Genomic DNA, 318 nt, shown 5'->3' on the forward strand with positions numbered 1-318 from the left:
GTGGTTATAGTGGCACTAACGGCATTCGCGACTCGCTGTTATTCAGTTCGCTGTGGTTGATCCCGGTATTCCTCTTTCCGAAGCGGATTAAAATTATTGCCGCAGTAATCGGCGTGGTGCTATGGGCGGCCTCTCTGGCGGCGCTTTGCTACTACGTCATCTACGGTCAGGAGTTCTCGCAGAGCGTTCTGTTTGTGATGTTCGAAACCAACACCAACGAAGCCAGCGAGTATTTAAGCCAGTATTTCAGCCTGAAAATTGTGCTTATCGCGCTGGCCTATACGGCGGTGGCAGTTCTGCTGTGGACACGCCTGCGCC

Annotated in this window: 1 protein-coding gene; it reads left to right on the forward strand. The window is 52.8% G+C overall.

Annotation, left to right across the window (positions count from 1 at the left end; all coding sequences use genetic code 11):
* A partial coding sequence (locus FN960_RS23755) for a phosphoethanolamine transferase domain-containing protein (protein WP_143850790.1) occupies positions 1–318 on the forward strand: 318 nt, incomplete at both ends.

Origin of the sequence: Alkalicoccobacillus porphyridii (genome assembly GCF_007293315.1) — a bacterium.
In the GTDB taxonomy this organism is placed as follows: domain Bacteria; phylum Bacillota; class Bacilli; order Bacillales; family Bacillaceae_D; genus Alkalicoccobacillus; species Alkalicoccobacillus porphyridii.